At 56.2% G+C, this 25,906-nt stretch carries 26 protein-coding genes; 10 read left to right on the top strand and 16 right to left on the bottom strand.

Annotated elements, in window-relative coordinates; all coding sequences use genetic code 11:
* Window positions 1-5: 5 nt before the first annotated feature.
* The 9 genes from I9188_RS03820 to guaA form a co-directional block, all read right to left on the bottom strand.
* Window positions 6-620 carry a TetR/AcrR family transcriptional regulator gene (locus tag I9188_RS03820; protein WP_209504101.1) on the bottom strand — a complete coding sequence of 205 codons (615 nt, stop codon included), beginning with the start codon at window positions 618-620 and terminating at the stop codon, window positions 6-8.
* 113 nt (window positions 621-733) lie between these two features.
* Window positions 734-1,603: a polyphosphate kinase 2 gene (gene ppk2, locus I9188_RS03815; RefSeq protein WP_209504100.1), complete on the bottom strand. Its 870-nt coding sequence runs from the start codon at window positions 1,601-1,603 to the stop codon at window positions 734-736.
* Window positions 1,604-1,652: 49 nt separating this feature from the next.
* Window positions 1,653-2,606 carry an alpha/beta hydrolase gene (locus I9188_RS03810; RefSeq protein ID WP_209504099.1) on the bottom strand — a complete coding sequence of 318 codons (954 nt, stop codon included), beginning with the start codon at window positions 2,604-2,606 and terminating at the stop codon, window positions 1,653-1,655.
* Complete coding sequence (gene metA / locus I9188_RS03805) at window positions 2,596-3,513, bottom strand: homoserine O-succinyltransferase (RefSeq protein ID WP_209504098.1); 918 nt, start codon at window positions 3,511-3,513, stop codon at window positions 2,596-2,598. The genes I9188_RS03810 and metA overlap by 11 nt, the downstream gene beginning before the upstream one ends.
* A 36-nt stretch (window positions 3,514-3,549) precedes the next feature.
* Window positions 3,550-4,422, bottom strand: a complete 873-nt coding sequence (locus tag I9188_RS03800; protein ID WP_209504097.1) for an ATPase — start codon at window positions 4,420-4,422, stop codon at window positions 3,550-3,552.
* A gap of 47 nt (window positions 4,423-4,469) precedes the next feature.
* Window positions 4,470-5,366: a DMT family transporter gene (locus I9188_RS03795; RefSeq protein WP_209504096.1), complete on the bottom strand. Its 897-nt coding sequence runs from the start codon at window positions 5,364-5,366 to the stop codon at window positions 4,470-4,472.
* A gap of 99 nt (window positions 5,367-5,465) precedes the next feature.
* A complete protein-coding gene (locus I9188_RS03790; RefSeq protein ID WP_209504095.1) occupies window positions 5,466-6,629 on the bottom strand; it encodes an outer membrane protein transport protein in 1,164 nt (387 codons plus the stop codon).
* 125 nt (window positions 6,630-6,754) lie between these two features.
* Window positions 6,755-7,660, bottom strand: a complete 906-nt coding sequence (locus I9188_RS03785; RefSeq protein ID WP_209504094.1) for a DMT family transporter — start codon at window positions 7,658-7,660, stop codon at window positions 6,755-6,757.
* Window positions 7,661-7,871: 211 nt separating this feature from the next.
* The gene (gene guaA, locus I9188_RS03780; RefSeq protein WP_209504093.1) at window positions 7,872-9,431 is read right to left on the bottom strand and encodes a glutamine-hydrolyzing GMP synthase; all 1,560 of its coding nucleotides are present in this window, start codon (window positions 9,429-9,431) and stop codon (window positions 7,872-7,874) included.
* Window positions 9,432-9,733: 302 nt separating this feature from the next.
* Between guaA and I9188_RS03775 the strand changes: the two genes are divergently transcribed.
* Window positions 9,734-11,278, top strand: coding sequence for a trimethylamine methyltransferase family protein (locus I9188_RS03775; RefSeq protein ID WP_209504092.1), 1,545 nt, complete (start codon window positions 9,734-9,736; stop codon window positions 11,276-11,278).
* Here the strand turns inward: I9188_RS03775 and I9188_RS03770 are convergent, their stop codons facing one another.
* Entirely contained in the window at window positions 11,279-11,578 is a 300-nt protein-coding gene (locus tag I9188_RS03770) for a DUF6477 family protein (protein ID WP_209504091.1), read from the bottom strand. It lies immediately after the preceding gene.
* Window positions 11,579-11,818: 240 nt separating this feature from the next.
* Here I9188_RS03770 and I9188_RS03765 point away from each other — a divergent pair, with 240 nt between their 5' ends.
* Complete coding sequence (locus I9188_RS03765) at window positions 11,819-12,901, top strand: DUF6456 domain-containing protein (RefSeq protein WP_209504090.1); 1,083 nt, start codon at window positions 11,819-11,821, stop codon at window positions 12,899-12,901.
* 72 nt (window positions 12,902-12,973) lie between these two features.
* Here I9188_RS03765 and I9188_RS03760 read toward each other — a convergent pair whose 3' ends face one another.
* On the bottom strand, window positions 12,974-13,522 hold the full coding sequence (locus I9188_RS03760; RefSeq protein WP_209504089.1) for a peroxiredoxin: 549 nt from the start codon (window positions 13,520-13,522) through the stop codon (window positions 12,974-12,976).
* 261 nt (window positions 13,523-13,783) lie between these two features.
* Between I9188_RS03760 and lipA the strand changes: the two genes are divergently transcribed.
* Together lipA and I9188_RS03750 are read left to right on the top strand one after the other, a co-directional pair.
* Entirely contained in the window at window positions 13,784-14,734 is a 951-nt protein-coding gene (gene lipA, locus I9188_RS03755) for a lipoyl synthase (protein WP_209504088.1), read from the top strand.
* The gene (locus I9188_RS03750) at window positions 14,731-15,882 is read left to right on the top strand and encodes an amidohydrolase (RefSeq protein WP_209504087.1); all 1,152 of its coding nucleotides are present in this window, start codon (window positions 14,731-14,733) and stop codon (window positions 15,880-15,882) included. The genes lipA and I9188_RS03750 overlap by 4 nt, the downstream gene beginning before the upstream one ends.
* 11 nt (window positions 15,883-15,893) lie before the next feature.
* Here I9188_RS03750 and I9188_RS03745 read toward each other — a convergent pair whose 3' ends face one another.
* Window positions 15,894-16,250, bottom strand: a complete 357-nt coding sequence (locus I9188_RS03745) for a hypothetical protein (RefSeq protein ID WP_209504086.1) — start codon at window positions 16,248-16,250, stop codon at window positions 15,894-15,896.
* A 119-nt stretch (window positions 16,251-16,369) separates the two neighbouring features.
* Window positions 16,370-16,912 (bottom strand): hypoxanthine phosphoribosyltransferase, encoded by a 543-nt coding sequence (hpt, locus tag I9188_RS03740; protein WP_209504085.1) that lies wholly within the window; start codon window positions 16,910-16,912, stop codon window positions 16,370-16,372.
* Window positions 16,913-16,984: 72 nt separating this feature from the next.
* Here hpt and I9188_RS03735 point away from each other — a divergent pair, with 72 nt between their 5' ends.
* Window positions 16,985-17,431, top strand: a complete 447-nt coding sequence (locus I9188_RS03735) for a type II toxin-antitoxin system RatA family toxin (RefSeq protein WP_209504898.1) — start codon at window positions 16,985-16,987, stop codon at window positions 17,429-17,431.
* A 37-nt stretch (window positions 17,432-17,468) separates the two neighbouring features.
* Window positions 17,469-18,761 carry an MmgE/PrpD family protein gene (locus I9188_RS03730; RefSeq protein WP_209504084.1) on the top strand — a complete coding sequence of 431 codons (1,293 nt, stop codon included), beginning with the start codon at window positions 17,469-17,471 and terminating at the stop codon, window positions 18,759-18,761.
* On the opposite strand, the gene pyrC is transcribed toward I9188_RS03730, so the two are convergent.
* Window positions 18,758-19,795, bottom strand: coding sequence for a dihydroorotase (gene pyrC / locus I9188_RS03725; RefSeq protein WP_209504083.1), 1,038 nt, complete (start codon window positions 19,793-19,795; stop codon window positions 18,758-18,760). The genes I9188_RS03730 and pyrC overlap by 4 nt on opposite strands.
* A 163-nt stretch (window positions 19,796-19,958) precedes the next feature.
* Between pyrC and I9188_RS03720 the strand changes: the two genes are divergently transcribed.
* Window positions 19,959-20,867, top strand: coding sequence for a MoxR family ATPase (locus I9188_RS03720; protein ID WP_209504082.1), 909 nt, complete (start codon window positions 19,959-19,961; stop codon window positions 20,865-20,867).
* Window positions 20,868-20,925: 58 nt separating this feature from the next.
* A complete protein-coding gene (locus I9188_RS03715; RefSeq protein ID WP_209504081.1) occupies window positions 20,926-22,185 on the top strand; it encodes a VWA domain-containing protein in 1,260 nt (419 codons plus the stop codon).
* 4 nt (window positions 22,186-22,189) lie between these two features.
* Here I9188_RS03715 and I9188_RS03710 read toward each other — a convergent pair whose 3' ends face one another.
* Window positions 22,190-22,696 carry a hypothetical protein gene (locus tag I9188_RS03710; RefSeq protein ID WP_209504080.1) on the bottom strand — a complete coding sequence of 169 codons (507 nt, stop codon included), beginning with the start codon at window positions 22,694-22,696 and terminating at the stop codon, window positions 22,190-22,192.
* Window positions 22,697-22,920: 224 nt separating this feature from the next.
* Here I9188_RS03710 and I9188_RS03705 point away from each other — a divergent pair, with 224 nt between their 5' ends.
* Window positions 22,921-23,889 (top strand): XdhC family protein, encoded by a 969-nt coding sequence (locus I9188_RS03705; RefSeq protein WP_209504079.1) that lies wholly within the window; start codon window positions 22,921-22,923, stop codon window positions 23,887-23,889.
* Complete coding sequence (locus tag I9188_RS03700; protein ID WP_209504078.1) at window positions 23,886-24,887, top strand: molybdopterin-binding protein; 1,002 nt, start codon at window positions 23,886-23,888, stop codon at window positions 24,885-24,887. The genes I9188_RS03705 and I9188_RS03700 overlap by 4 nt, the downstream gene beginning before the upstream one ends.
* A gap of 64 nt (window positions 24,888-24,951) precedes the next feature.
* Here the strand turns inward: I9188_RS03700 and I9188_RS03695 are convergent, their stop codons facing one another.
* The gene (locus I9188_RS03695; protein ID WP_209504897.1) at window positions 24,952-25,851 is read right to left on the bottom strand and encodes a MurR/RpiR family transcriptional regulator; all 900 of its coding nucleotides are present in this window, start codon (window positions 25,849-25,851) and stop codon (window positions 24,952-24,954) included.
* Window positions 25,852-25,906: the final 55 nt, after the last annotated feature.

Below are 25,906 nucleotides of genomic sequence, written 5' to 3'. Positions count from 1 at the left end.
AGGTGTCAATCGTCCTGCGGGATCAGACCCAGCCCTCGCAGGTAGATACCAATGCCGCTTTCCAGCAGGTCTTCCGGGGGGAAGGGAGACGTCGCTCCGGTATTGCGCGCGTATAATTCAACCACACCATGGCTCATCGCCCAGATATGTGCGCTGAACATCGACGCGGGCGGGCGCTTTTCAGGTGGAATATGTTGTGACAGGTCGTCGGCGGCTTTTTCAAGAACCGATTTGGCCCGATTGGCGGCCATTGATAGTTCGGGGGTGCGATTCAACGAAATTCCGCTTTCGAACATGGCGATGTAGTGGCCGGGGTTCTTCCGCGCAAAAGCCAGATAGGCCCGCCCGGTTGCCTCGAAGGCGGCAAGGGCAGAGGGTTGGCCCTTGTCATAAGCGTATTGCATCAGGTCCGCGAACATCTCGAACCCTTGCCGTGCAGCTTCGGCGATAAGGTCTTCGCGCCCTTCAAAATGGCGATAGACAGCGGCGGGTGTTACGCCAGCGGTTTTGGCGGCTTCAGATAACGTAAAACCTGTCGGCCCCTTTTCTTCGATCAGGGACAAGGCTGCCTCGATCAGGGCTTGCTTTAGGTTTCCGTGATGATAACCGCGTTTCGACATCCCGGCCTCAGGTTCTTTGATTAGGTATTGGAAGACAAGGGGATAGACCAAATACACACGGTCGTCCAACGCTTGCCCTTGAAATCCTTGGCCGGGCAGGGTGAAAACGCAACCTAGGCTTCCCAGACATCCGGACCACCGCAGATCAGGGGATCAATGTCGCCAATGCTTTTTGCGTCCTTCTCATCATAGTCCAGCGTGTGCAAAACCGTTTGGATTGCTGCAAGACGGGCGCGTTTCTTGTCGTCCGACCGGACAATTGTCCAAGGAGATACGTCTGAATGTGACCGGGTCAGAGTTTCTGAAATCGATTGTGTGTATTCGTCCCACTTGTCCAACCCAGCCACGTCAATCGGGCTGAGTTTCCATTGCTTTAACGGGTCGGTTTCACGGGCCAGAAAGCGATTCAGCTGCTCAGTCCGCCCGACATTGAGCCAGAACTTGAAGAGTTTGATGCCATCATTGACCAGGCCCGTTTCAAGCGGCAGAACCTGACGAAAGAACCGCTCGCGCTCTTCCTGGGTGCAGAAACCAAAGACGTTCTCGACCACGCCGCGATTGTACCAACTTCGGTCAAAGAAAACGATTTCCCCGGCGGCGGGCAGGTGAGGGATGTAGCGCTGGAAGTACCATTGACTGCGTTCAGTCTCTGAGGGTTTGCTGAGCGCCACGTTGCGCGCGCCGCGTGGGTTCAGATTTTCGCGAAACCGTTTGATCGTTCCGCCCTTGCCGGCGGCATCGCGGCCTTCGAAGATGATGGCGATCCGTTGGGCGGTGTCCTTGACCCAAGACTGCATTTTGACCAGCTCGATCTGGAGCAGTTCCATCTGCTCATCATAGTCCTTGGTCTTCATCTTCTCGCTATACGGGTAGGTCGGATTCAGGATATCGCCTTTCTTCGAATTCTCGATCTCATCCCGCACAGCTTTAGGCGCGCTTTCCTGAAAGTACTTCTCGATAGAACCTTTTGCGGTCCGGGCCATTTGTCACCTCGCGATAAAACCCATATCCGACTATGGATTAGTGCTTGGATTAACGCAAACCTGCACGCCGCGCTGCACGATCAATTGCGGCAGCAACCTCGGGCGCTGCGACAACCTGCGGCATGTGACCGATCCCCGGTAACGCGACCAGTTCGGCCTGCGGGATTTGCTGGATCAGACGTTGCGAATGCCATTCAAGGCCGACAGTGTCGTCGGCGGTGCCGTGAACGATTTCGGTTGGCACTGAAATCTCACCGTATCTCGGCTGTATTTGGGTTATCTCATCCAATAGGTTGGCCCGTTGCTTGGCATTTGCATGCATGGAACTGCGCCGGATGGTCAGGCCGGGCCCGAAATGATCAGCGTATCCGGCAGGGGCCGATTGGGGCGCAAATACACTGTTCAATGCCCGTGTCACGTACCAATCGGGCACGAATGAAGAGATCAGGGGCAGGGCGAGCGCGTTGCCGACCGTGGTAGACGCCAATTGGTTAAACCCATCCAAAGGCGTTTCCCACGGAATGGCAGCGGGTGCGATCAGAACAAGCGCCGAGAGATCCTCGGGCCTGGTGACCGCCCATGCAAGCGCCACTGAACCGCCATAGCTTTGGCCCGCAACGATAGGCTTTCCCGCCCCAAGCTGGGCAGCAGCTTTTTGCAGGATATCCGCTTGTTCCGTGATCGTTTCACCGTCTGGGTTGAAACTTTCTGAAAATCCCAGGCCGGGCCGGTCAAAAACGATGACGCGGTAGTTTTCAGCCAGAATGGGTGCCAGCGCAAAAGTCATGTCGCGGGTGTTGCCGCTTGAGCCGTGAAGAAGGACCACGTCTGGCCCTTTCCCCATGACAACCGCATGAACGGCGATCCCGTCGACATCAAGAATCTGGCCTTCGGGTGGGAAAGCCGCTTCTGCCTGCGCTTCATTCCGGGCGCTGCGCCACGCAGTCACAGCGGCAAGGCCCAGAATGATGAGGCCAAAGGATATCAAGTTCTTAGCGGCCAATTTCGCTCATATCAAAAGGCGTCGTCTGATAGATTTCGTTTATCCAGTTCCCGTAAAGAAGATGCGCGTGACTGCGCCAACGATTTTGAGGTGTCTTGGATGGGTCATCATCCGGATAATAGTTGATCGGCACGTTGATGGGCGTGTCATTGGCGACGTCGCGGTCATACTCCTGTTTCAGCGTGTCGCTGTCATATTCAAAATGATTGAAGATATACAGCGCGCGGTGGCTGGGATCCTCGACCAGACAAGGGCCTACATCGTCGCTGCCCAGAAGGGTCGTCAAACCCTGCGCAGCGTCGATCTCAACTTGTTTCATTTCCGTCCAGCGGCTGACCGGGATAACGCAATCGTCAGAGAACCCACGCAAAAAAGGTGATGCAGGGTTCAGATTGCGGTGACGGAAACAGCCAAAGGCCTTGGCATCCAGCATGTGTTTTCGGACACCATGAAAATGGTTGATCATCGCCATCCCGCCCCAACAAACGCCAAAGGTTGAGTGAACGTTTGTCTGAGTCCAGTCGAAGATTTCGCTGATTTCATCCCAATAGGTGACGTCACAAAATTCCAGATGCTCGATCGGCGCACCGGTGATGATCAGGCCGTCGAATTTCTGGTCCTTAACCTCCTGAAAAGGCAGGTAGAACTCTGACATATGCTCGGCGGCGGTGGTTTTTGTCTGGTGTTCCGTCATACGGATCAAAGACAGTTCGATCTGCAACGGGGTTGCGCCGATCAGTCGCGCAAACTGGTTTTCCGTCTGAATCTTCTTCGGCATCAGATTCAGCAACCCGATGCGCAGGGGGCGAATATCCTGACGCATCGCCTGATCCTCGGACATGACCATAACGCCCTCTTTGTTCAGGACGTCAAAGGCGGGCAGATCTGAGGGAATTTTGATGGGCATGTGTCTGACTTCGAAGAGATTAGGGAAAACTGGTAGTTAGGCGTTATTGCGACTGGCCTCAAGGGTGCGTTCGATCAACTCGTCGAAATCAGCCGCATCGCGGATCTTGCCGATGTCGTTGGCATCAATCGCCACGCCCCAGTTCTTTGCCATCGCCTCGTACCGGGGCTGACGATGGGCCAGGGCTTGCGCATAGGTCCAGCGGACAAAGTCATCGGGGTTGACCTCGGCCTCTGCACAGCCGTGTTGATCCAGATACTCGGTCCAGGAACGGGTCAGGAAATTGGCCTGATAAGACATGGGTTTTGGGGCCTTGTCGAAACGGCGCACAAGATCGGCCGTATGACCCTCGTCACCCTTTAGCCAGATCATGAGGGTTTGCCGCGCGAGTTCAGACAAAACCTGATCTCTTGGGTCCTCGGGATCTACCCACTCGCAGATGGATCCGCCCGTATCGCAGATAAAGTGAGGATATTTGTACAGACGTTCGGCGCGGTCGATGAAGTATTCGGTGTCCAGCAGCGCATGAATTTCGGCCAAGCGAAACTGTTCCTGCCTGCGGCGGTATTCCGGCATGTCCAAGCCACCCAGATCGGGGTTTCCCGGCTTGCCCAGATAAGCGGCAACAGGTGTCAGGTTGGCGAATGAAATATTCGAACCGATATAGATCGAATCCGACAACAGCAGTTCACGCAAGAACGGAACTTTCATAGCCTCGGCCTTGGCATTGTCGGTAATGTACTCGCCCATATAGCGCGTTCCGATCCGGTAATCGATCGAGTAGTGGAACCAGTTCCCGGAATCTCTGAGGATGTTGGATACGTAGGTCTTGCCCAATCCTGACATGCCAAAGAACAGCACTTTCTTGCGGCTTGCGGTGCGCCAGTCATTGGCTGAGGTGTAGATCATTTTGCGCTGTCCTTTTTTGCCCTAGCTAAATCGGGCAGCGCACGGCGTCAATTGGGCTGGGACGAACGGTTCAGAACCAAAAGGCCAATCGCCAGAACGGCAAAGCCCAGAAAGGCGTTTGGGGGCAGGGACTCTTCGCGCAGCAATGCGCCCAGAACAATAGCGACCGGGGGTATGACAAGCGTCACCAGCATAAGATTGCCGCTGCCGGCCACTGCCAAAACCCGATAGTAAAGCAGATATGCGCCGGCCGTTGCGACAATTGCATAGTACCCGATGGCCGCCCAGGTTATTGCGGGTAACGCCAAGCTGGGTACTCCATCAACTGCTAGTGTTATTGGCAATACCAACACTGTCGAAGCCGTCAGCATACCGGCGGCGGCAACTACCGGTGGAAGGTGCGATAATGTCTGCCTCGCCCAAGCCGCGGCGCATGCGTAGGAAACTGTTCCGGCCAACACTGCAAGCTGAGCGGTGCTTTGCAGGCTGAAACTCAAGAAATTCTGCGCTCCGATCGCGATTGAGACACCAAGAAAGCCCAGGCAGACACCCAGTAGCCGGTTTTTTGTCAATCGTTCGTCGCGAAAAAACAGTGCTGCTATCAGAACGCCGAAGATCGCAGTTGCTGCGTTCAGGATCGCCGTCAGACCCGTGTCAATGTACAGCTGCCCCCAAGCCATCAGGCTAAAGGGGATGACGTTGTTCAACAGCCCCATGACCAGAAAAGCGCCCCAGACTCGGGGCGCGCTTGGCACCTTGCCCCCCCCGATCCAAGTCACCAGCCACAAGACCAGCATGGCCCAGAATGTGCGGTGCAAAACCGACGTCATCACGGGAAGTGTGTCCAGAGCGACCCGGATGGAAACAAAGGAGGCGCCCCAGATCAGTCCAAGCAGCAAAAGCTCGGTCCACCCGCGGATAGAGAGGTGTTTTTGTTCGTTCATGCGGGCACTGTTTCATTGAAGTTAACCAACGGCGACCCGGTTCATGCGAAAAAGCCCCGCAGAAACTGCGGGGCTTTGTAGTAAATATGATTACTCAGATCAGTTCAGAGCGTATGTGATCTGGAAGCCAACGCTCCAAGCGCTGTTGCCTGTGAACGTGCCACGTGCCGCTGGACCAGCGCCATTCGCGGTGGCATCTCCGATATCCGTGTAACGCACACCACCGGAAATTTTGGCATTCTCAAGAGAATAGGTGCCACCCAGACCGATGCTCCAGAACCCATCTGTCGGGCCGAGGTTCGACACCGGCGTACCTTGGGAAGATTCGTAGCCAAGTGTCACAGCACCAGAAAACTCTTCCGAGAACTGATAGCCCAAACCCAGCGAGTAGGTGAACGTGGCTTCGTCATAGTCAACCAGGTTGCTGGTCGGCGGATAGTTTGGCGGGTTATACACAAGCTGTGGCCAGTCGACCCAACGGATCGAGCCGAACAACAATGTCTTGGGCGCCACACCAGTCTGGAAATCCAAGTTGATTGACTGGGGTGTTTCAATCTCACTTGTGGTGTTGAACGTTGCCACAGTCCCCGGTGGAATTGGTGGGAAAGGAGGCGGATTGAGCGATTCTGTCTGCGAAAGGTCGTGGCTGATCTTGGAGTTGTAAGTCAGCGATACACGTGCAGCGATTTCGGGTTTTTCCCACGCGACACCAACGACATACCCGAATGCGGTATCAGCGCTGGTATCCACCTGATAGCCTGCGGTAATCGGAACAGTTATCGAAGCCTCGACGCGTTGCGCGCGAATCCCACCGATCGCACTGAATCCGCCATCGAATTTGTAGCGCAGCAGTGCAGTGATGGCATCTGTATCCGCTGTCGCCCTCAGGCTGTCGGTCCGACCGCCGGGAATTGGGTTGATAGACAGGGGATACGTGCTCGCGTACTGAATATCGGCGCCGTAGGGTTGATCGTAGATCAGCGCGAAATCAAGTTTTTCCGTAAGCGCCGTTTTGTACCCCAAGTGTGGCGTAAAGAAGTCGTTTGCAACTTCGCCGGAAGCAACGGGTTGGCCGCCGTTTGTACCAAAAATGTCTGGCATCGTACCGGTCACGCTTGGGTCGGTATACCCCAACCGAAACTGAACTGCAGAGCCTTCTTCAAAGATCAGGTTGATACCCTGACCGCTGCGGTCCAGACCGCCTGCATAACCAGCCGTTGCTCCAACGCACAAAGCGCACGTTGCGAGTAGTGTTGTTTTCATTCTGTCCTCCCGAACATTTTTCGAGTATTTGCCTGGCGAAGAATTGAGTGAGTCCAGCGCCTACTCGTTGTGTAATGCGCGATACTTTCTTTTCAGTTAGTTTAAGGTCAACTGGTGACGGTGCGTTACTTGCTACCACTACAGTTCTGAACTGTTGCTAAACTGTTACGATTTTCGGACCAGATGTTCAGGAAAATGCCTGTAAAGATGACAGCAGCACCGATCAGCACCCAATGGTCGATGGGCTCGTGATAGAGGATCGTTCCGATCACCGCGATTGTCGGAAGGCGTGCAAAATCAAAGGGAATGACGACGGTTGCCGGGGCGATAGACAGGGCATTGGTAATGCAGAAATGCGCTAACAATCCCGCCAATCCAACCAGAATCAAGTAGGGAGCAGTTTGCATTGTCGGAAGCGCAATCTGACCGTCGATGCCAGCGGCTGTGGCCCCAAGGACCGCTTGCATTGCAGTCAGCCAGAAAACGATACACCCAATGCTGGCAAAACGCGTGAGCTTCTTAGTGGTAATCGTTGTAAAAGCAAAGAATACCGCGGATGCCGCCGCTGTTATTAAGCCGGGGCTCAACGGGGCAGCGCCTGGGCGCGTGACGATCAGAACTCCTGAAAACCCAATTAGCGCCGCTATCAACCGGAGCGGGGTCAACCGTTCGTTCAGAAACAGCGGCGATAGCAGGATCACCCAAAGCGGCTGAGTGAACTCCAGCGCGAAAACCTGAGCCAAAGGAGCCACTGCAACGGCGTAGAACCAGAGATTTTGCCCTGTGAAATGTAAGGTGTTTCGTAGGGCGTGCAATCCCAGCCGTTCGGCTGAAACCTGATGCCAGTTGCGAGTTAAAGTCAGGACTGTTGCAACAACGACGAACCCCACGATGCTGCGATACATCATGATTTCAAAGGTATCATGCGCAGAACTCAGCTCACGCCCTGCAACCGCCATGGATGAGAATGAGGCGATCGCACCCGTCATCCAAAGACCGGCCTTCAACACGTCTTTCTGTGCATGGCTCATTTCGGGCGTCCATCAGGTTCGTCGCGGGGCCGCGCTGCCAAAAGACCGCAAAGCCAAGCGCTTATGATAAGCAGACTAGGTTCGTCAGGCTATTCAAACGCCGAAGGTGCGCCAGATTCAAGGTCGTATAGGTGACCGCCCCGAACAAAGGCTTGAACAAACAGGGCGTTTTGCAGCTCAATCAGTTAGGTTTTTTGCAGGCATCTGCTGGTCATTCCCACTCGATGGTGCCGGGAGGTTTCGATGTGATGTCATAGGTGCACCGGTTGATGCCTTTGACTTCGTTGATGATCCGCGTTGCCGTTTCGCCCAAGAAATCATGGCTGAACGGGTAGTAGTCCGCGGTCATGCCATCGACAGATGTGACGGCCCGCAGCGCACAGGCGTAGTCATAGGTGCGTCCGTCGCCCATGACGCCTACGGTGCGCACTGGTAAGATGGCGACAAAAGCCTGCCAGATGTCATCATAGAGGCCGTGTTTACGGATCTGGTCGATATAGATCGCATCGGCTTCCCGCAAAATACCCAGCTTTTCACGTGTGATTTCACCGGGGCAGCGGATTGCCAGACCTGGGCCGGGGAAGGGGTGGCGTCCGATGAAGCTCTGCGGAAGACCAAGTTCGCGGCCAAGTGCGCGCACTTCATCCTTGAACAGCTCTCGCAAGGGCTCGACCAGCTTGAGGCCCATCTTTTCCGGCAAGCCACCGACATTGTGGTGCGATTTGATGGTTACAGAAGGCCCGCCTGAAAATGACACCGATTCGATTACGTCCGGATAAAGCGTGCCTTGCGCCAGGAACTCGGCACCTTCAATGGTGTCGGCGTGTTTCTGGAAGACGTCGATGAACAGTTTGCCGATGATCTTGCGTTTGGTTTCCGGGTCGCTTTGCCCTTCAAGCTCGCCAAGGAACAGTTCGGATTCGTCCGCGTGGATCAGCTGGATGTTGTAGTTGTCGCGGAACATGCCAACAACTTCCGTAGCCTCGTTCTTGCGCAACAGCCCGTGGTCGACGAAGACGCAGGTCAACTGGTCCCCAATCGCCTCGTGGATCAGGATCGCCGCGACTGAGCTGTCAACACCGCCCGACAAACCGCAGATGACCTTCTTGTCGCCAACCTGCTCGCGGATCTTGCGAATCATCTCTTCGCGATAGGCCCCCATGGTCCAGTCGCCTTTGAAACCGGCCAGCTTGACGAAGTTCTCATACAGCTTCGCGCCCTTGGGCGTGTGGTGGACTTCAGGATGGAATTGCACGGCATAGAAATGACGCGCTGGATCGGCTGTGATTGCAAAGGGCGCGTTGGGCGACGTGCCGAAGACCTGAAACCCCGGCGCGATTTCACTGACGTGGTCGCCGTGGCTCATCCAGACCTGTTCATCCCCGTCGTCAAACCAGCCGTTCAGAATTTCCAGTTTGTCTTTTGGCGTGACAAAAGCCCGACCAAACTCGGCCGTGCCATGGCCGCTTTCGACCTTGCCGCCAAGCTGGTGCATCATCACTTGCTGGCCATAGCAAATGCCCAGGATCGGCACGCCGTAGTCAAATATCTCTTGCGGAGCACGGGGTGACCCCTCGCGCGTCACACTGTCTGGCCCGCCCGAGAAAATCACGGCACGTGGTGCCATTTCCCGCACAAAATCCATCGTGACATTCTGGTAGGGGTGAATTTCGCAATAGACATTCAGTTCACGCAGGCGGCGGGCAATAAGCTGCGTAACCTGGCTGCCGAAGTCGATGATCAGAAGGCGGTCGTGGGATGTCTGGGTCATGTCAGCGCCTTAGGGCAAGCCTGCACATTTCGCAAGAGCGAGGTCCAATTCCGGCGCTGGTTTCGGCAAAGTTCACCGCAAAGATCTTTGACACGAGGGTTTTTGACCGGTGGTTCCGGAGGCGCACTTAGACACGGAAGAAGGGGACGCTTTCCATTTCCAGATTTCACCTTTGGCAGCCGGTTCGCCGGATTGCCACGCGGCAATGTCGCTTTTTCCCCCAACGTGCCGCAATCCCTATGCTTGCGTTCCGGCAAACCTGTATCAAACGCTCAATCTAACCAACAACACGGGATCTTCTCATGACCGAGGCAAACACCCGGCGCAGGGCAAGAGGTGGCGGTGGCGCTGCCCGCCGTGCCGAGCGGACTGCAGTTCGTATCGAGACCGCGAAATACATCGAACGCAACATTCCGAACTTCGAAATCCTTAACGAAGAGGCGCTGGAGATCATTGAAAACAACGCGGAAACCGTGTTGGAAGAGATCGGTGTAAACTTTGTTGACAACCCTGCCGCTCTGGAACGATGGCGCGACGCTGGTGCGGATATTGACGGTGAACGCGTGCGCATTCCGCGCGGCCTGGCTCGTGAGCTGATCAAAACAGCGCCCAGCGAGTTTACCCAACATGCCCGCAACCCCGAGAAATCGGTCGTGATTGGTGGCCGGAACATGGTTCTGGCCCCGGTTTACGGCCCTCCTTTCGTGCGCGATGCACAAGGCGGCCGTCGTTACGCGACGATGGACGACTTCAACAAGTTCGTGAAACTCGCCTATATGTCCAAGTGGCTGCACCATTCGGGCGGTACAGTATGCGAACCGACGGACATTCCGGTGAACAAGCGCCATCTGGATATGTTGAAGGCGCACATGACCCTGTCGGACAAGCCTTTCATGGGTTCAGTGACCGATCCCAGCCGGGCTCAGGATTCGGTTGAGATGTGCGAAATCCTGTTCGGAAAGGAATTCGTTCAGCAAAACACGGTGATGACGTCGCTGACCAACATCAACTCGCCGATGACATTCGATGATGTGATGATGGGCTCGCTGGAAGTTTATGCCCGCAACAATCAGGCCTGTATCATCTCGCCCTTTATCGTGGGCGGTGCGATGGCGCCGGTCTCGGTGGCCGGTACTTTGACCCAGGTTCTGGCCGAGGTTCTTGCCGGTGTGGCGTACAGCCAGATCGTCCGTCCCGGTGCACCCGCGATCTTTGGTGCATTCGTGACCTCGATCGACATGAATTCTGGCGCGCCGACCTTTGGTACGCCGGAAGCTGCGCATATCACTTATGGCGCGGGTCAGTTGGCGCGGCGTCTGAACTTGCCGTATCGGTCCGCAGGGTCTTTCTGTGGCTCGAAACTTCCGGATGCGCAGGCGGCTTATGAAACAGCGAACTCGCTGAATATGGGACTGTTGGCTGGCGTGAACTTCATGTTGCATGCCTGCGGCTGGCTGGAAGGCGGTCTGGTGGCCGACTTCGAGAAGTTTGTCATGGATGCCGACCAGTTGGGTGTTTTGCATTCGCTGGCCAAGGGCGTGGCCTATGACGAAAACGCGCAGGCCATGGATGCGATCCGGGAAGTTGGCCCCGGCGGGCATTATCTTGGATGTGCCCACACGCAGGCGAACTTCAAGCAATCCTTCTGGAAGTCCGATCTGCTGGACTACAAGCCATATGAAACCTGGCAGGAAGAAGGCGCGCGTGATACGCGGGCTCTGGCCTCTGCGCGGGTTGAACGCCTGCTGGCAAATTACCAGCAACCGCATATGGAACCGGATACAGCTGCAGCGCTGGAAGCCTATATCGCCGAGAAAAAGGCCTCCATGCCGGATGCGTTTTCCTAATTATTGAAGGACTGGGGCGCGGTTGGCCTGATACAGCCGCGCCTCACCCAACAGCGCGATAAGAATGTCGAGATGCCGGACCAGAGAGTATGCGGCATCATCTTCTTTGCGCAGTTCATTCACCTCTTTTTCCATCTCAATCAGACGCAGCAGGGCTTGACCTGAACCCGGCAAGGACTCGTATCCCAGAATACGTTGCAGATGCCTGTCCCGGTTGTACTCTCTCGCTCCGAAATTGGCGGCTCTCGCCAACATGCGTGGGCGGTGAAGCATTGAGATCATTGTCATCAGGTCCTGCATCTTATGTGTCCTGTGTCTGAGGTTTACGGGACCATTAAGCGCACAACCTAAGCGGGTGTTGCCTTCGTGACAGCCTCTCCGAACGATGGTTTCACGACTGTTTATCTTTTTGAATCAAATCTGGTTCGTGCCTTGTGAGGTTAACGAACGAGTAACGAATGGGCCTCTAGTTAGATTTGGTTAACCGGCTATCCGAGGGCGAAAAGTGACATTTTGTTTTGTCGACGAGGGCAAATAATCATGGAAAACAACATGGCTTTCACCATTCCGGCATGGGTTCCAGAGGGGGCGCAAAGATACCTTGCTCATACCGAAACCGGACGCTCGATCCGCGATATCGCGAGATCGGCAGGCTGCCATGCGTCAACCATCCTCCGGCAAATCCGACGTATTGAGATGCGCCGCGACGATCCTTTGGTGGATGCCGCGTTGCAATCGCTGGCAGAAACACATTTCTCCATGTTAGACGACACAAACGGGGCGGCCGCGATCGCGGATGAAACAGCCCAGGAAGAGGCGTTCGAAAGAGAGGCATTGCGCATTTTGCGCCGCCTGAGTGAGACGGGTTCGGTTCTTGCCGTGGCTGAAGAAATGGACAAAGCGGTAGTCGTTCGTGACACCGGCAATGCCGGAGCCACCAGAACCGCAGTCGTCGATTGCGAGATCGCTCAGGCTCTGGCCTTAAAGGACTGGATTTCCTGCGATAATCCCGGTCGTATATCGCGGTACAGGATTTCCGCTGCAGGCCGAACGGCCCTGAGCCACCTGATCGAAAAAGCGGAAAACAAGGCGCGTGTGGGAACCGAAGTCGGCTTTGCCGAAACTCAGTCGTTGTTTCAGGTAAAAACATCGGGTGGGGCGACAGACCGGATCAGGCGCATTCGCTATAGTGCCACCGAAAGCCCGTTGGTCGCCCTTGCACGCAGGCGTGACCGTGATGGCAAGCCATTTCTGGATGAAACGCTTGTCAGCGCCGGAGAGCGTTTGCGAGAAGATTTCGAATTGGCGCAGATTGGCCCACAGGTTTCACAGAACTGGGACCGGTTTCTAACGGCTGGTGGCCGCGGCAGTTATGACAGTGAAAGCCACGGAGGAAAGGAGGCATCCGATGCGCGGGACCGCGTGGCGCGGGCTTTGTCTGACCTTGGCCCCGGACTAAGTGACGTTGCCCTGCGGTGCTGTTGCTATCTCGAAGGGTTGGAACTGGCGGAAAAACGCATGGGCTGGTCAGCACGATCCGGAAAGATTGTTCTGCGGATCGCGTTACAGCGGCTGAAGCGCCACTATCAGGATCAGGCTGAACGCGACCGCATGATAGGCTGAACGCGACCGCATGATAGGCTGAAGGCACAAAAAAGGCCCGTCTAAACGGGCCTTTCTTCGTCTTGTTAATACTCAGGCCAGTTCGGGCTCTGCCGTTGCCTGAAGATGTTTCATCAGGTTTTCGGGCGAAGACACGCCATAGGGATCTTCGGGGCAGTTATCCATCAGACCAGGTTCTTCGAACCACGCTTCGACAACACCGTCGTTTACGATGGCCGCATAGCGCCATGACCGCATGCCAAAGCCAAGGTTATCCTTGTCAACCAACATACCCATTTTGCGGGTGAACTCGCCCGACCCATCCGGAATGACCTTAACGTTGGTCAGACCCTGATCTTGCGCCCATTTGTTCATCACAAAGCTGTCGTTGACAGACATGCAGTAGATTTCATCGACACCCCGGGCAATGAAATCGCTATACCCGTTTTCAAAGCCGGGCAGTTGATATGTCGAGCAGGTGGGTGTGAACGCGCCGGGCAACGAGAACAGGATCACGCGTTTTCCGGCAAAATAGTCAGCGGTGGTCTTGTCTTCCCAACGGAATGGGTTTGGTCCTTCGATTGAGTCATCGCGGACACGGGTGTGAAAGGTCACGTTGGGCAGTGTTGCGCCGGATTTCATGGTCAAGCTCCTGTGATTCACCTGTGGTTTTGCCGTGACTTAAAACAGTTCTAAACTGCCTTCAATCGACGAAATGCCGCATTCTGAATTAATAAAATATTCTCATTAGGCATTGAAAAAATGCGATAAAATGGGAATTTGCAATCGCGTTCTTGCTCATGCGCGGCTGCGTTGCATAGCGGCTATGCGCCGCTGGTGTAACACAGCACATCTGTCTATGTTATGAGCGACAAGATTGACCCAAAGTCAGGAATACTGCCCGTGCGAGATCTGAAGATCCCCGAACAGCGCCACCCGGAGAAAGCGCACCGCCCAGATAATGCGCAGCCCAAGAAACCGAACTGGATCAGGGTCAAGGCACCCGGCGGCAAAGGTTATGCAGATACGCGCCGGATCATGCGCGATAACAATCTGGTCACCGTCTGCGAAGAGGCGGGATGCCCCAATGTCGGCGAATGCTGGAGCCAGGGCCACGCCACCATGATGATCATGGGTGAGATCTGTACCCGTGGCTGCACATTTTGTAATATCGCTACTGGCCGCCCAGACGACCTTGACGCCTTTGAACCCGGCCGGGTGGCACATGCGGTCGAAAAACTTGGCCTGAACCATGTGGTTATCACCTCGGTTGATCGGGATGATCTGAGCGATGGTGGAGCCGAGCATTTTGCGCAGACCATCCGCGCGGTGCGGCACCGCTCTCCCAAAACCACGATCGAGATTCTGACGCCCGATTTTCTGAAATGCGATGCGGATGTTCTGGAAATTGTGGTCCAGGCAAAGCCGGATGTCTTCAATCACAATCTGGAAACCGTACCGGGTCTGTACCCCGAGGTTCGCCCCGGCGCGCGGTACTTCCATTCCCTGCGTCTATTGCAGCGGGTGAAAGAGCTTGATCCGTCGATCTTTACCAAGTCCGGTATCATGGTTGGGCTTGGCGAAAACGAACAGCAGGTGCGTCAGGTCATGGATGACATGCGCGCGGCGGATATCGATTTTCTGACAATTGGCCAGTATCTGCAACCGACACCGAAACACCATGGCGTTGATCGTTTCGTAACACCCGAAGAGTTCGCGTCTTACGAAAAGGCGGCTTACGGCAAAGGCTTTCTGATGGTATCCGCGACACCTTTGACCCGGTCTTCTTATCATGCAGGTGATGATTTTGCCCGGCTGCGCGCGGCGCGTCTAGAAAAGCTACAAAAAGCGTGACGCCGGACCAGATCGCGCGACTGACCCTTCTGCGCCACGAGTTGCATCAACATCCTGAACTTTCGGGGCAAGAAAAGAATACCGCAGTGCGGGTGGCTGAACTTCTGCGCGACGCTGGTGCTGACCATGTCCTGACCGGAATTGGTGGGCATGGGATCGCCGCCGTTTTCGAAAGTGGCCAACCCGGTCCCACCTTGGGCATTCGCTGCGAATTGGATGGGTTGCCGATCCAGGAGTTGGCGGACCATTCCTATGTATCACAGGTCGTGGGCAAAGGGCATTTGTGCGGCCACGATGGGCATATGACAATGGTTCTGGGCGTGGCAGACGGGTTGAAGCATCAACGCCCAATGAAAGGCCGAGTCGTATTGATTTTCCAGCCAGCCGAAGAGACTGGCCATGGTGCAATCGCTTTCCGGGCTGATCCCCAATACGCCGAGGTTGCGCCCGACCTCGTGTTGTCGTTGCACAACTTACCGGGGTTGGAGTTGGGGGTGGTAGAAATTTGTGACGGTCCCGCCAATTGCGCCTCACGTGGGATGCAGATTGTTTTGACTGGAAAGACGTCACATGCTGCTGCTCCTCAAGATGGGGTGTCGCCTGCCGGTGCGCTGGCTAACCTGATGCCGGCTTTAAACGCGTTAGGGGGCGGCGGGGATCTTAATGACGATTACGCATTGACCACCGTCACACATGCCACGTTGGGTGAGCGCACGGTCGGAGTAGCACCGGGGCGGGCCGAGCTATGGGTGACACTTCGCACGGTCACAGACGCGCGAATGGTGCAGCTGATCAGCGACGCTGAATCGTTGGTCCGTGAAATGGCCAAAGCCGAAGGACTGGCGGTCGAAATCAGTTATGACGAAGTGTTTGAGGCTTGTGCCAATCACCCGGAAGCAGTCTCGATCCTGTACACGGCCTGCACGGAGCAGGGCGTTGCTTGCAGGTTTGTCGATCAGCCACAGCGGTTTTCAGAAGATTTCGGCCAGTTTGGAAAAAGTGCGAAGGCCGCCATGTTCTGGTTGGGGTCGGGGAGCGACCATCCCCAGTTGCACAACCCGGACTATGACTTCCCGGATGCGCTTATTCCGATTGGGACCGGGATATTTCTGAAGGCCATCGAAGCTGTGTTAGGCCGCGACTGCTAGGACCGAGGCTTTCAGTTCATCAGATCGCCAACGATTCCAACGGCTTCTATTACAGTCTTCGTATCATCCGATATCGAGATTATTTCGTCGTCGACCCGAATATACCGTTGCCCCGGCTTCAGCGGTTTGAGCTTCCAGTTGTCGAGGTCGTCAATATAGTCAAAACGCAGGTCGTCCGGCAATTTCTGACCTCGGGTGTATCGTTTGATTTGACCGGGCGGAACAGCCTTGCCGTTTGACTTAATGGATTTCTCTACTTTGGTTTTGTTGGCACCTTGCCCTTTGCCCTTGTTGTCTTTTGCATATGACTCGTTTGCAAGGGACACGATCACCAAAAAGACGCTCGCTACCGCAAAAAATCGCTTCATCAACAATACTCCTGTTATTACCTGAAAGGTAAAGCGACGAGGCGATGATTGTCCAATGATATTCGAAATAATGAATTTTAAACGGGCCTGAGCACGAGATCGGCAAATTTCCCGTTCGGCTATTCGTCCGTAAAGCGGACTTTGCCAATATAGGGCAGGTTGCGGTTGCGTTGGGCGTAGTCAATTCCATAACCCACGACAAATTCGTCTGGTATCTCAAAACCGATCCAGTCTGATCGGAAATCCACTTCGCGGCGGCTCGGCTTGTCCAGCAGGGCGATGGATTTCAGGCGCGCGGGGTTACGGCTTTGCAGCAACTTGGTGACATGGTTCAACGTATGGCCGGTGTCAACGATATCCTCGACAACCAGCACGTCGCGCCCTTCAATTGCGCCGCGCAAGTCTTTGAGAATACGAACTTCCCGGCTGCTCTCCATCGCGTCTCCGTAAGAAGAAGCTTCAAGGAAATCCACCTCGATCGGAAGGTCAAGTTCGCGCACAAGGTCGGCGATGAATACAAAGCTGCCGCGCAGCAGACCCACGACCACCAATTTGTCGGTGTCTTTGAACTCTGCCGAAATGTCGCGACACAGCTCCTCGATTCGAGCAGCGATGGCCTTTGCCGAGATCATCTCATCTATCATATATGCGCGGTCAGTCATCGCAGCCCCCTTGATCTTTGGCGCGCAACATACGACATGACGCGCCATTGTCACCTGCAAATACCGGACGCCATGCCTATCCATTCGGAAACCCGCCACCTGCCGTATACAGCCCAGCAGATGTACGACTTGGTTGCCGACGTGGCCAAGTACCCCCAATTTCTGCCGTGGTGCGCTGCTGCCCGCATTCGCAATACCTATGCGCTGGAAGAGGCTGAGGTGATGGAGGCCGATCTGGTCATCTCGTTCAAGGTTTTCCGGGAACGTTTTGGCAGCAAAGTAACCCTGTTTGCGGATCAAAAGAAAATCGACACCGAATACCTGGACGGCCCCTTCAAATACATGAAATCCGACTGGCAGTTCGAGGACGCGCCTGAAGGGGGCTGCAACGTATCGTTCCATGTGGATTTCGAGTTCAAGAATGCCATCCTGCAAGGAATAATCGGCGTGGTTTTCAACGAAGCCATGCATCGGATCGTGCGCGCGTTCGAGGCGCGTGCGCAAGAACTCTACAGCTAGGTCTTTACCCTTGTCAGGCGCACGCTAGACTACGCGCATGACGGGATTTACAGCATCATTAGCCACCTTCGTGGCAGGTCCGGTTTTGACGTCGGCTCAGGCAAGAATCGTCACGTCGCTTTCTGTTCTTGACTGGGTCGCTGTGGGCCGGGCAGGTGCGCGCGAACCCGTCTCAACCACGGTTCGCGACATGATATTGTCCGAGGGCGGAAACCCTCAGGCGCATCTCTTTGGCGGCGGCTCGGCGCCGCTGCGTGGTGCGGCGTTGGTCAATGGCACGGTGTCCCACGCGCTGGATTACGATGACACGCATTTCGCCCATATCGGACATCCTTCCGTCGCCATTTTGCCCGCAGCCCTTGCGGTGGCAGAATGGGATGACCGTATTCTTGTCGACATGCTCGAAGCCGCTTTGGTGGGTATGGAAACCTCAATCCGAATTGGCTTGTGGCTGGGGCGCGGCCACTATCAGGCAGGATTTCACCAGACGGCAACATCCGGTGCCTTTGGGGCGGCTGTCGCTGTCGGTCGTTTGCTGGGTTTTGACGCAAACCAGATGCGAATGGTTCTGGGTCTGACGGCAACGCGTGCGGCAGGACTGAAGGCGCAGTTCGGAACCATGGGCAAGCCGTATAACGCCGGACTTGCCGCCTCGGCAGGGGTCGAGACAGCCTTGCTGGTGCAGCGCGGTTTTCAGGCCAACGCCGACGCGCTGGAAGGTCCTTTTGGGTTTGGCGCAACGCATCAAGGCGCGGCAGACCAAACTGCTCTGGATGGGTTGGGCGATGAATGGCTGTTTGAAACGGTCAGCCACAAGTTTCACGCCTGTTGCCACGGTCTTCACGCCGCGCTGGAAGCCGCGCGGGAGTTGGACATAGCAGAACCCGAGGTCGCCGAGATCCAGATAAAAACGCATCCGCGCTGGATGAGTGTGTGCAATCAGCTGTCACCGACAACCGGACTGGGGGCCAAGTTTTCCTATCGGACAGTGATCGCGATGCAGGCGCTGGGATATGATACGGCTTTGCCAGGCAGTTTCACTGACAAGGTCTGCCTCGACCCGCGTATAACGTCTTTGCGCGACCGCATCACGGTCGAGGCAGATGAAAGCCTGTCAGAAACGCAGTCGCATCTGTCCCTGCTGCGTCGCGATGGCATTCGCCGCGAAGCAACGCATGATCTGCTGAACCCAATATCGCTGTCTGACCGCGAGGATCGCGTACGCGACAAAGCGACCAAGCTGATCGGCGCGGATGAGGCGGACACGATCTGGTCGATGCTGCGCACAGGGGGACGTGCACGCGATTTGGCCGAACGAATGGCGGGTTAAGCCACGCGCCAGTGCAACGGAAAGCCCGGGTCAAACACAGTGACCGGTCCATCGCCTGTGTCAATCTTTGAGGGATACGAAACGGGCTCACCCTTGGTCAGGGTGATCATCTCTTGGTTCACGGGCAAGCGATAGAAACCTGGCCCGTTGAGCGACATAAAGCCTTCCAGCTTGTCCAAAGCACCTTCCCGGTCAAACATCTCGGCGACCAAAGACATAGTGTTGGTCGCCGTGAAACAACCGGCACAGCCGCAAGCCATTTCCTTGTTTGCATCCGTGTGCGGGGCGCTGTCTGTACCCAAAAAAAACCGCGCATCGCCCGACGTTGCGGCGGTTAGCAGGGCCAGACGGTGTTCCTCGCGCTTGGCAACGGGAAGGCAATAGTAATGCGGTTTGATGCCACCAACCAAGATGTGGTTGCGGTTGATAATCAGGTGATGCGCCGTGATCGTTGCACCCAGATCAATCGCGTTGGCTTTGACATAATCCACACCATTGGACGTGGTGATATGTTCCATCACCACACGCAGGCCCGGTGTCGATCTGCGGATCGGATCCAGAACACGGTCGATGAACACGGCTTCACGGTCAAATATATCAATCTCGGGATCCGTCACCTCGCCATGTACGCACATGGGCAAGCCGATTTCGGCCATCTTCTCAAGCACCGGGCGCACTTTGTCGAAATCGCGCACACCCGAGGCAGAGTTGGTCGTAGCCCCGGCAGGATACAGCTTGACGGCTTTGATCACACCGCTGGCATGGGCCGCTGCGACATCTGCGGCGTCTGTATCTTCGGTCAGATACAGGGTCATCAGCGGCTCGAACGTCATACCGTCGGGCAGGGCCGCCAGAATGCGGTCGCGATAAGCGGCGGCCTGATCGCCGCGCACAACCGGCGGCACTAGGTTCGGCATAATGATCGCACGGGCGAAATGGCGCGCGGTTTCGGGCAGAACGGCTTGTAGCATCGCGCCATCGCGCAGATGCAGGTGCCAGTCGTCGGGGCGGTGGAGCGTAAGGGTGTCGGTCATGGCCTTCCGCTAGCATAGCTGTTGCAAAAGACCAACTGCGTCCGCGCAAGCCACAAAGAAAATCTTGTCAACCGACCTGAACGTCGTAGCCCCGACCTAGGTTGAGGTCTTGACGGCCAGACGGTTGCATGACCTGTTTATCCCTATAGCAGAGAGGGGTTCCATGACACAGCCAGTTTCCATCGATGCCGTGCAGCAGATGCTGGGTCGTCAGGGCTATGTCTGTGGTCGCGCCCTTGCGACGGTTGTGTTCCTGTCGCTGAAGCTTGGACGCCCGTTGTTTCTGGAAGGCGAGGCTGGGGTGGGAAAGACCGAGATCGCCAAGGCTCTGGCATCCGGGTTGAACCGGCGCCTGATCCGTCTGCAATGCTACGAAGGTCTGGATGCGCCTTCTGCCGTTTACGAATGGAACTTTCCGGCGCAGATGGTCGCGATCCGAACGGCCGAGGCCGCAGGTGGGGCCGACCGGGGCGCGTTGCAGACTGAACTGTTCTCGGACGAATACTTGATCGAACGCCCCTTGTTGCAGGCAATGCGCCCGGACGAAAACGGAGCGCCGGTTCTTCTGATCGACGAACTGGACCGGACCGATGAACCGTTCGAAGCGTTTCTACTGGAAGCTCTGAGTGATTTTCAGGTCACGATTCCTGAACTGGGCACTGTTGCAGCACCCGAACCACCGATTGTGATTGTCACGTCGAACCGGACCCGCGAAGTGCACGATGCCCTCAAGCGTCGCTGCCTGTATCACTGGGTCGATTATCCCGATTTCGAACGTGAAATCGAAATTCTGCATGCGCGCGCGCCTGAAGCTGCGGGAGGGCTCAGTCGCGAGGTTGTAGCCTTCGTTCAACGTTTGCGCACCGAGGATTTATTCAAGAAACCCGGTGTGGCCGAGACCATCGACTGGGCGAAATGCCTGTTGGCGCTGGATGTGATGAACCTCAGCCCCGAGGTGATCGGCGACACGCTGGGTGCGATCCTCAAATATCAGGACGACATTCAAAAACTTCAGGGGTCCGAGGCCAAACGCATCCTCGACGAGGCCAAGGCCACGCTCGAACCGGTCTGATGTTTCATCTTTTTCCAAATACTCCGGGGGTATGGGGGCAGAGCCCCCATAGCGTCTGATGGCCGAACAACTTCCGCTGGATATCCCGGACAACCCAAAGCTGGCGCACAACATCACCCATTTTGCTCGCGCACTCAGAAAGGCAGGGTTGCCAATCGGACCCGGTCGTGTGATCGACGCTATTCGTGCCGTGCAGGCGGCAGGTTTTTCCGAGAAACAGGATTTCTACTGGACCTTACACGCCTGTTTCGTGAACCGCCCGGAACACCGCGTGGTTTTTGCGCAAGTCTTCCGAATGTACTGGCGAGACCCGCGTTACATGGAACACATGATGGCGATGATGCTTCCTGCAATTCGCGGCGTTCAGGAAGAACGCAAGGCCGATGCCGGTGAAAAGCGCGCGGCTGAGGCGCTGCTGGACGGGGTTGAGCGTGATTTGCCGGAGGCTGCCGGACAAGAGGAAGGCGAAACCGAGATCGAAATCGACGCAACCCAAACCGCTTCGTCCGAGGAGCGGCTGCGCAATCTGGACTTCGAGCAGATGAGCACCGCCGAAATCGCGCAGGCCAAGCGCGTTTTGGCGGGGATGACACTGCCAGTAAAGCCAATTGAATCACGCCGCGGGCAGACCAGTCATCTGGGGCACCGCATCGACCGTGCCCGCACCTTGCGCGCGGCCATGCGGCAAGGGGGTGAGTTGCGCGACATAGCCAGGCTACAACCCAAACCACGCTGGCCAAATCTTGTCGCGCTTTGCGATATTTCCGGCTCGATGAGCCAGTACAGTCGGATCATCCTGCATTTCCTGCACACGGTATCGAACGCCAAGGGTGCGGGTTGGGCCAAGGTCCATGCCTTCACATTCGGCACACGCCTGACCAACATAACGCGCCACCTGCACCAACGGGATGTAGACGCAGCACTTACCGCCGCAGGGGCCGAGGCACAGGATTGGGAGGGTGGCACTCGCATCGGAGAGTGCCTGCATCAATTCAATCGGGACTGGTCACGCCGGGTGATGGGGCAAGGGGCGGTCGTTCTGCTGATCACCGACGGGCTCGAGCGGGGTGATCCAGAGCTCCTCAGGAAAGAGATTGAACGTGTGCACCTGTCCTCAAAACGCCTGATCTGGCTGAATCCCTTGTTGCGTTGGGACGGGTTCGCGCCCAAGGCGCAAGGGGTTGCCGCGATGCTGCCGCATGTAGACAGTTTTCGCGCAGGGCATTCGATTGCCTCACTCGAAGACTTGGCCGCAGCGATTTCACAATCCGGTGACCAGGGCCAGAAAGCACGGCTGATGGCCGCGCTTTCCGACTAGCCGATTACGTCAGCTGCTCTTCGTTGCACTTCCGAGCCATTTCCATGGCTTTGTAAGTGCCTGTCAGATCGACCGTGAAGGCATAGGATGTCTCGGGGAACACGATCATGACCTTCTTCTTTGCCAGATCATCCGCGAACTGAGGGCTGTCCGACAGGACATAACCACCGGAATAGCCTTTGGTGATGTTACCTTTCATGCCGGTCGCTTCACCCAGATAGATGTTGTCGCCCAGCAGGATGGCGACTTCTTGCGTCTCGCCACGTTTGATATCGGTTTCAGCCTTGGTGAAAACGCCGACATATCCCACACCGCGATCTTCGGTCAGACCCATCTGAACGACGTTTTCCGCATCATCAACGGCCTCGATCAGGCAGGATTTCTTTTCATTGTCGATGAAGACTTTCCAGCCTTCAACCTCTCCATAGCGTTGGAATGTGTCAGCCCACGCCGCGGTTGAAGTCAAAAGACCAACTGCCGCGCCCAGTGCAAGAAAACGTTTCAACTGCATGTCTCCGATCTATGAATTGTTTGGTATGCAAGCCAGACCTGATGCCGGTTGCCTCTACAGGCTAGAACTCGGGTCACAAACAATCAATGCTATGATTTGTTGAATATCTTTCAGGCCGTGGCGTTGCCTAATGGGGTCCAATATAGACCTTTTGGTAAGCTTGGTGCGCTTTTCATCCCGCAAATCCCGCTTATGTTGGTGTCATAGGTCATCCGGAGGTTCCGATGAAGCGATTCGACAACAGTCCTGAAACGGCGCTTGACTGGCACCGCAGCGGGCGCGGCGCGGCGCTCGCTACAGTTGTCGAAACTTGGGGCAGTGCGCCGCGGCGGGTGGGATCCCAATTGGTGATTGGTGGCGATGGTCGGATCGAAGGTTCCGTTTCTGGCGGATGTGTCGAAGGTGCTGTTATCGTCGAGGCGCTTGAAGCCATTGACGAAGGCGAAGCGCGTTTGCTTGAATTCGGGGTCAGTGACGACGATGCCTTTGCGGTTGGTTTGGCCTGTGGGGGGACCATACGCATTCTTGTCGAACCCATAGGACAAGTCCTGCCCGAACCTATGTTGGCGGAACTGGTTGCCGCTCGGGCCGCTCGTGCACCCATTGCCTACGAAGTCAATGTCGAGACCGGGCGCAGGGCGTTGCGCCGCAATGCTTATACCGACAGGCTGCGCATGGATCGGTCAGGGTTCGAAGAAGATGGCCAGACCTTTGTCGCAGTGCACAACCCGCCGCTTAGGTTGCTGGTCGTTGGGGCGGTTCACATTGCGCAGGCTCTGGTGCCGATGGCGCGGATTGCGGGCTACGATCCAACCATCATCGACCCACGTGACTCCTTCGCGTCCAGTGCGCGTTTTCCCGGCGAAACGATCCTGACGGATTGGCCGGATGAAGCCGTTGCGAAGCTGGAATTGGACGCGCGGACCGCGATTGTCTTGCTGACACATGACCCAAAACTTGATGATCCGGCGCTACAAGCCGCATTGGACGCCGATGTGTTCTATATTGGTGCATTAGGGTCAACACGCACCCATGCCAAGCGCATTGAGCGTATGAAAGCGGCCGGTTTCACCGATGCGCAAATCTCTGGCATTCATGGGCCCATTGGCCTGGATATCGGGGCCGCCGGTCCCTCGGAAATCGCGGTTGCGATACTGGCGCAAATCACTGCAGTTCTTCGAGGGAAATCATGAAATTTGGGCCTGTGCCGGTGTCCCGGGCAGAGGGGGCCATTCTGGCGCATTCGGTTACAGCGGATGGGCGAAAGCTTCGCAAAGGTCTTGAATTGCGCTCGGAACATGTGGCGCAACTGGAAAAGGCTGGTCTAAACGAGGTCATTGTTGCCCGGCTGGATACCGGTGATTGCCATGAAGATCAGGCGGCGCGCAAGCTGGCGTCTGCGCTGGCACCTGATCCAGCTTCAGCCAACTTGCGGGTTACCGAGGCATTTACCGGGCGGGTAAACCTTTTGGCCGACGGGCCTGGAGTTGCCGTGCTTGATGTTCATGCACTTGAATTGTTCAATCTGGTCAATCCGATGATTACCGTTGCGACCGTTCCGCAGTATCAGCAAATGGGGGCGAACGGCATGGTGGCGACCATCAAGGTCATCTCATACGCTGTGCCCGAGGCTGATGTTCGGCGCGCCGCCGGGCTGGCACAAGGGGCTGTGCGTTTGGCGCGGCCTGTTCATCGGACAGCCGGGCTTGTTGTCACGGAAATTCCCGGTGGCCCACCGAACGAGAAGGGGATTGCGGCCATTCGGGGACGGGTCGAGGCATTGGGAATGGAGCTTGCGGAGGTGCAGATTGTTCCGCATCGAACAGATTCCTTGACCCGCGCGATTTCTAAGGGGAAGGGCGATCTTCTGATGATACTGACGGGATCGGCCACCTCGGATCCGAACGATGTCGGACCGTCGGCCGTTCGGCAGGCCGGTGGGACGATTGATCGCTTTGGTATGCCGGTTGATCCGGGAAACCTGCTGTTTCTGGGGAACCTGCAGGGCCAACCTGTGATCGGTTTGCCGGGATGCGCCCGCTCTCCGGCGTTGAATGGGGCGGATTGGGTGCTTTCGCGTGTTGCATGCGGGATTGAAACAACAGGTGCAGATATTGCCGGAATGGGTGTTGGCGGATTGCTGAAGGAAATCCCGACCAGACCTCAGCCGCGAGCGAAACGAAACGACTGACCGCCGCCAAGGTTCGTGATATGGCATATCACACCGCGCTTGCGGCCAATTTATTACTGATATTCTAGGGTTTTCTCATCCTTGGCAACACGCCGGGTCGCCAATACGCGCCGGTGTCCTCCCGCGCTTTCTGAAACTGTTCGACCCTATCCCGGGCAGCTTCGCCCCCTGCATCAAAGAGATGACCGAGCAGGCATTCCAGAACCGCCATCGCGCCAGAAAAGCTTGAAAACGGATGTAATGTGCGGGTGCTGACGCTCAGAACCACATCCGGATTGACGCCGGGGGCAATCACCTCGCTATCCGACAGCAACACAATCTTCATGGCGCGGTCGCGGGCAAAGCGCATCGACTGGATCGTATCTGCGGAATAGGGATGGACCGTGACGGCAAACAAACAATCCTCGGACGTGGCCTCGACAAGGTCATCGATGGCCGAGCCCATGTGCCGAGGTATCAGCTGTAATCCGGGATGGGCCATGCGGCCGGCGTAGTGAAAATAATAGGCCAGCGCATGGCTGGCCCTTGTGGCGGTCACATAACAGCGACGTGCAGACACCATGTACTCAACGGCACGCTTGGCCAAATTCGGCTCCATCAGACGCAGAGAGCGGGACACAACATTCATCTCATTGCGCGCGAATCTGGCCTGTGCGCCGTGGAAAAGGTCTTGGCCGGGTGATGTGGTTAGCCACCCTTGACCTATCCTGTCTTCGCTGTCTGTTGTGAGGGCAAGGCGAAATGGGTGGCGGAAGGCGTCAAAACTGTCGAAACCCATACGCTGCGCCAGTCGAACAAGAACACTGGTGCTGATGCCGATCCGGTCAGCGGTCACCCGGACCGGGTTCAGGCCGAAATCACCGGGATGGTCGATGATATATTTCGCCGCGACTTGCATCTGCGCAGGCATCTCGTCGATCTCGCGTCGAATTTGGCTGGTCAAAGCTGTAAGGGTGGGTGCCATACCAAAAAGAAACATATGTTTTCTTTTGTGTAAATTGAAAACGGCGTCCAGCGAC

Source organism: Ruegeria sp. HKCCSA071, from assembly GCF_017872555.1.
In the GTDB taxonomy this organism is placed as follows: Bacteria; Pseudomonadota; Alphaproteobacteria; order Rhodobacterales; family Rhodobacteraceae; genus Ruegeria.
The sequence above is the reverse complement of the archived record's forward strand: the minus strand, read 5'-3'. Positions and strand labels throughout refer to the sequence as shown.